Below are 5709 nucleotides of genomic sequence, written 5' to 3'. Positions count from 1 at the left end.
TGAGAAACAAGCGAAAGAGTAAAAAGACACGTTCCTAGACATATTGAATTGACAGCCGTCCCGATTAATCGGGACAAAAGAATAAGAGTAATAGAATCGATAGATTCGAATTAAAACCACTAGATCTGAGTCGATAATAAATAAAGTTCGCTAAGGCGAACGCACAATATACGATGAAGAGTTTGATCCTGGCTCAGGATGAACGCTAGCGGCAGGCTTAACACATGCAAGTCGAGGGGTATAGTTTTTCGGAACTAGAGACCGGCGCACGGGTGCGTAACGCGTATGCAATCTACCTTTCACAGAGGGATAGCCCAGAGAAATTTGGATTAATACCTCATAGTATCTATTTTTCGCATGGAGAGTAGATTAAAGTTCCAACGGTGAAAGATGAGCATGCGTCCCATTAGCTAGATGGTAAGGTAACGGCTTACCATGGCTACGATGGGTAGGGGTCCTGAGAGGGAGATCCCCCACACTGGTACTGAGACACGGACCAGACTCCTACGGGAGGCAGCAGTGAGGAATATTGGTCAATGGACGCAAGTCTGAACCAGCCATGCCGCGTGCAGGATGACGGTCCTATGGATTGTAAACTGCTTTTGTACAGGAAGAAACACTCCCTCGTGAGGGAACTTGACGGTACTGTAAGAATAAGGATCGGCTAACTCCGTGCCAGCAGCCGCGGTAATACGGAGGATCCAAGCGTTATCCGGAATCATTGGGTTTAAAGGGTCCGTAGGCGGTTTAGTAAGTCAGTGGTGAAAGCCCATCGCTCAACGGTGGAACGGCCATTGATACTGCTAGACTTGAATTACTAGGAAGTAACTAGAATATGTAGTGTAGCGGTGAAATGCTTAGAGATTACATGGAATACCAATTGCGAAGGCAGGTTACTACTAGTTTATTGACGCTGATGGACGAAAGCGTGGGTAGCGAACAGGATTAGATACCCTGGTAGTCCACGCCGTAAACGATGGATACTAGCTGTTGGGAGCAATTTCAGTGGCTAAGCGAAAGTGATAAGTATCCCACCTGGGGAGTACGAACGCAAGTTTGAAACTCAAAGGAATTGACGGGGGCCCGCACAAGCGGTGGAGCATGTGGTTTAATTCGATGATACGCGAGGAACCTTACCAGGGCTTAAATGTAGATTGACCGATTTGGAAACAGATTTTTCGCAAGACAATTTACAAGGTGCTGCATGGTTGTCGTCAGCTCGTGCCGTGAGGTGTCAGGTTAAGTCCTATAACGAGCGCAACCCCTGTTGTTAGTTGCCAGCGAGTAGTGTCGGGAACTCTAACAAGACTGCCAGTGTAAACTGTGAGGAAGGTGGGGATGACGTCAAATCATCACGGCCCTTACGCCCTGGGCTACACACGTGCTACAATGGCCGGTACAGAGAGCAGCCACTGGGTGACCAGGAGCGAATCTATAAAGCCGGTCACAGTTCGGATCGGAGTCTGCAACTCGACTCCGTGAAGCTGGAATCGCTAGTAATCGGATATCAGCCATGATCCGGTGAATACGTTCCCGGGCCTTGTACACACCGCCCGTCAAGCCATGGAAGCTGGGGGTGCCTGAAGTCGGTGACCGCAAGGAGCTGCCTAGGGTAAAACTGGTAACTAGGGCTAAGTCGTAACAAGGTAGCCGTACCGGAAGGTGCGGCTGGAACACCTCCTTTCTAGAGCCTTAGTGTTAGCTTAATGCACACTAGGGAAAATGACGAAGAAAAAGTGGAATAGATTTTTGAGATTGTATTACTCTTGCTGTTAATTTAAAAAAAAAAGAATAAAGAATTTAAGTAAAAACAGAGTCTCGTAGCTCAGCTGGTTAGAGTACTACACTGATAATGTAGGGGTCGGCAGTTCGAGTCTGCCCGGGACTACTTTTTAAACTAAAAATTTAAAGATTGAAAGATTTTAAAATTAAAAGATTAAAAAATACTGCAAAACTTAAATAAAAGGAAATTCTAGGGTTGAGCAATATGAGGAAAGTAACTCTTAACTCATAACTAATAACTCAAAACTAAAATTGGGGGATTAGCTCAGCTGGCTAGAGCGCCTGCCTTGCACGCAGGAGGTCAACGGTTCGACTCCGTTATTCTCCACAGATTAATGTGACAATTAATCAATTATTTAATGTAGCAATTCATTGCTATATTGATAAATTAAAACATTGTTACATTAAATTAAAGTTCATTGACATATTGAGATAAGAAAAAAGTAAAAAATAAGTAGAAAGAACACGCTTTTTGTTTAGAAATAGACAAAAACGTAAGTACAATAAGCAAAATAAGGGCGTATGGGGAATGCCTAGGCTCTCAGAGGCGATGAAAGGCGTGATAAGCTGCGAAAAGCTACGGGGATCTGCACACAAGATTTGATCCGTAGATACCTGAATGGGGCAACCCACTATGTTGAAGACATAGTACACCGATAGGTGGGCAAACCCGCTGAACTGAAACATCTAAGTAGGCGGAGGAGAAGAAAACAAAAGTGATTCCGTAAGTAGTGGCGAGCGAACGCGGATTAGCCCAAACCAATGTTGTTACGGCAATGTTGGGGTTGTAGGACCATGACATTTTATGTACAAGGAACCGGAAGTTACTGGAAAGTAATGCCATAGAGGGTGATAGCCCCGTATGGGTAACGAGTATAATAAATAGTGGTATCCTGAGTAGGGCGGGGCACGTGAAACCCTGTCTGAATTTGGCGGGACCATCCGCTAAGGCTAAATACTCCTGAGAGACCGATAGTGAACCAGTACCGTGAGGGAAAGGTGAAAAGAACCGTGAATAACGGAGTGAAATAGATCCTGAAACCATACGCTTACAAGCGGTCGGAGCCCTTAAGTGGGGTGACGGCGTGCCTTTTGCATAATGAGCCTACGAGTTAACGTTGCTGGCAAGGATAAGTGGTTAAGCCATGGATCCGTAGCGAAAGCGAGTCTGAATAGGGCGCTTTAGTCAGTAGTGTTAGACGCGAAACCGTGTGATCTACCCATGGGCAGGTTGAAGCTGTGGTAACACACAGTGGAGGACCGAACCGGTTGACGTTGAAAAGTCTTCGGATGACCTGTGGGTAGGGGTGAAAGGCCAATCAAACTCGGAAATAGCTCGTACTCCCCGAAATGCATTTAGGTGCAGCGCTAGATATAAGTTATATAGAGGTAGAGCTACTGATTGGATGCGGGGGCTTCACCGCCTACCAATTCCTGACAAACTCCGAATGCTATATAATGTTCTCTAGCAGTGAGGGCTTGGGTGCTAAGGTCCAAGTCCGAGAGGGAAAGAACCCAGACCATCAGCTAAGGTCCCCAAATATATGTTAAGTTGAAAGAACGCGGTTTGTCTGCCCAGACAGCTAGGATGTTGGCTTGGAAGCAGCCATTCATTTAAAGAGTGCGTAACAGCTCACTAGTCGAGCGGACGAGCATGGATAATAATCGGGCATAAACATATTACCGAAGCTATGGATTTACAATTTATTGTAAGTGGTAGGGGAGCATTCTAACAGGGTTGAAGGTTTCTCGTAAGTGGAGCTGGACTGGTTAGAAAAGAAAATGTAGGCATAAGTAACGATAATGCGGGCGAGAAACCCGCACACCGAAAGACTAAGGTTTCCACAGCTATGCTAATCAGCTGTGGGTTAGTCGGGACCTAAGGCGAACCCGAAAGGGACAGTCGATGGCCAACGGGTTAATATTCCCGTACTACTTTTAACTGTGATGGGGTGACGGAGTGATGAAAGCGCCGCGAACTGACGGAATAGTTCGTTAAAGTACCTAGCTATAAGATCTATAGGCAAATCCGTAGATTTTGGTGAAATACGATAGTACACGGATACTTCGGTAGAAGTGATAGTGCGCCTAAGGGCTTCCAAGAAAAACCTCTAAACTTCAGGTTAATAGTACCCGTACCGCAAACCGACACAGGTAGTCGAGATGAGAATTCTAAGGTGCTCGAGAGATTCATGGCTAAGGAATTAGGCAAAATAGACCCGTAACTTCGGGAGAAGGGTCGCCCTGAGTAATCAGGGCCGCAGTGAAGAGGTCCAGGCGACTGTTTATCAAAAACACAGGGCTCTGCAAAATCGTAAGATGAAGTATAGGGCCTGACACCTGCCCGGTGCTGGAAGGTTAAGAGGAGATGTTATCTTCGGAGAAGCATTGAATTGAAGCCCCAGTAAACGGCGGCCGTAACTATAACGGTCCTAAGGTAGCGAAATTCCTTGTCGGGTAAGTTCCGACCTGCACGAATGGTGTAACGATCTGGACACTGTCTCAGCCATGAGCTCGGTGAAATTGTAGTAACGGTGAAGATGCCGTTTACCCGCAGTGGGACGAAAAGACCCTGTGCACCTTTACTATAGCTTAGTATTGACCTTGGATAAATGATGTGTAGGATAGGTTGGAGACTGTGAAGTGGCGTCGCCAGGCGTTGTGGAGTCATTGTTGAAATACAACCCTTTGTTTATCTGAGGCCTAACCCCGAGAATCGGGGGACATTGCTTGGTGGGTAGTTTGACTGGGGTGGTCGCCTCCAAAAGAGTAACGGAGGCTTCTAAAGGTTCCCTCAGTACGCTTGGTAACCGTGCGAAGAGTGCAATGGCATAAGGGAGCTTGACTGAGAGACATACAGGTCGATCAGGTACGAAAGTAGAGCATAGTGATCCGGTGGTTCCGCATGGAAGGGCCATCGCTCAAAGGATAAAAGGTACGCCGGGGATAACAGGCTGATCTCCCCCAAGAGCTCATATCGACGGGGGGGTTTGGCACCTCGATGTCGGCTCGTCACATCCTGGGGCTGGAGAAGGTCCCAAGGGTTGGGCTGTTCGCCCATTAAAGTGGCACGCGAGCTGGGTTCAGAACGTCGTGAGACAGTTCGGTCTCTATCTACTGTGGGCGCAAGAAATTTGAGTGGATCTGATTCTAGTACGAGAGGACCGAATTGGACTAACCTCTAGTGTATCTGTTGTCACGCCAGTGGCACTGCAGAGTAGCTACGTTGGGAAGGGATAAGCGCTGAAAGCATATAAGCGCGAAACCCACCACAAGATGAGATTTCTTTTAAAGGTCGTGGGAGATGACCACGTTGATAGGCTATAGGTGTAAAGGCAGTAATGTCATAGCCGAGTAGTACTAATAACCTGTAAGCTTATGTACAAAATTTTCTCCCGACTACGGTCGGGAGAAGAAACTTTCTAGATCCTTCGACAAGCTCAGGATGACAATTTACGTTTCTTTATCTCAGTATGTTAAAATATTGTCCGCACCGCGGAAAGTTATGAGTTTTGAGTTATAAGTTATGAGTTAAAGAGCTGTAAACTATAAATTATAAACCATAATCTAATGACCTTAAGGTGGTTATTGCGGCGGGGCTCACCTCTTCCCATCCCGAACAGAGTAGTTAAGCCCGCCTGCGCAGATGGTACTGCAGTATTGTGGGAGAGTATGTCGTCGCCTTTCTTTTGAAAACCCCGTTTTGTTACGGGGTTTTTTTTTGAATCTTTATAAAATAAAGATTATGGTACCTTAGCTCAGATGGTAGAGCAATGGACTGAAAATCCATGTGTCCCTGGTTCGATCCCTGGAGGTACCACAAGATAATGCTCGGATGGTGAAATTGGTAGACACGCTGGACTTAAAATCCAGTGAACAGCAATGTTCGTGCGGGTTCAAGTCCCGCTCTGAGTACAACACAAAAAA

4 tRNA genes and 3 rRNA genes are annotated in these 5709 nt (G+C 46.4%); all 7 read left to right on the top strand.

Going from position 1 to position 5709, the window contains the following annotated elements:
- Nucleotides 1-170 precede the first annotated feature (170 nt).
- The 7 genes from FEM21_RS01935 (at nt 171) to FEM21_RS01905 (ending at nt 5697) form a co-directional block, all read left to right on the top strand.
- Nucleotides 171-1684 (top strand): 16S ribosomal RNA (locus tag FEM21_RS01935).
- A gap of 130 nt (nt 1685-1814) precedes the next feature.
- A tRNA-Ile gene (locus tag FEM21_RS01930) sits at nt 1815-1888 on the top strand.
- Nucleotides 1889-2036: 148 nt separating this feature from the next.
- A tRNA-Ala gene (locus tag FEM21_RS01925) sits at nt 2037-2110 on the top strand.
- A gap of 173 nt (nt 2111-2283) precedes the next feature.
- Nucleotides 2284-5166, top strand: a 23S ribosomal RNA gene (locus FEM21_RS01920).
- 193 nt (nt 5167-5359) lie between these two features.
- Nucleotides 5360-5469: ribosomal RNA gene (gene rrf / locus FEM21_RS01915) — 5S ribosomal RNA — on the top strand.
- Together the 16S, 23S and 5S rRNA genes with 4 tRNA genes alongside form the textbook arrangement of a ribosomal RNA operon.
- Nucleotides 5470-5529: 60 nt before the next feature.
- Nucleotides 5530-5602 (top strand) — tRNA-Phe (locus tag FEM21_RS01910).
- A 9-nt stretch (nt 5603-5611) separates the two neighbouring features.
- Nucleotides 5612-5697: transfer RNA gene (locus FEM21_RS01905), tRNA-Leu, on the top strand.
- The last annotated feature ends 12 nt before the right edge of the window (nt 5698-5709 follow it).

The sequence above is a fragment of the Flavobacterium seoulense genome, assembly GCF_000695795.1.
In the GTDB taxonomy this organism is placed as follows: Bacteria; Bacteroidota; Bacteroidia; order Flavobacteriales; family Flavobacteriaceae; genus Flavobacterium; species Flavobacterium seoulense.
This window is presented reverse-complemented; position numbering and strand designations above follow the sequence as displayed.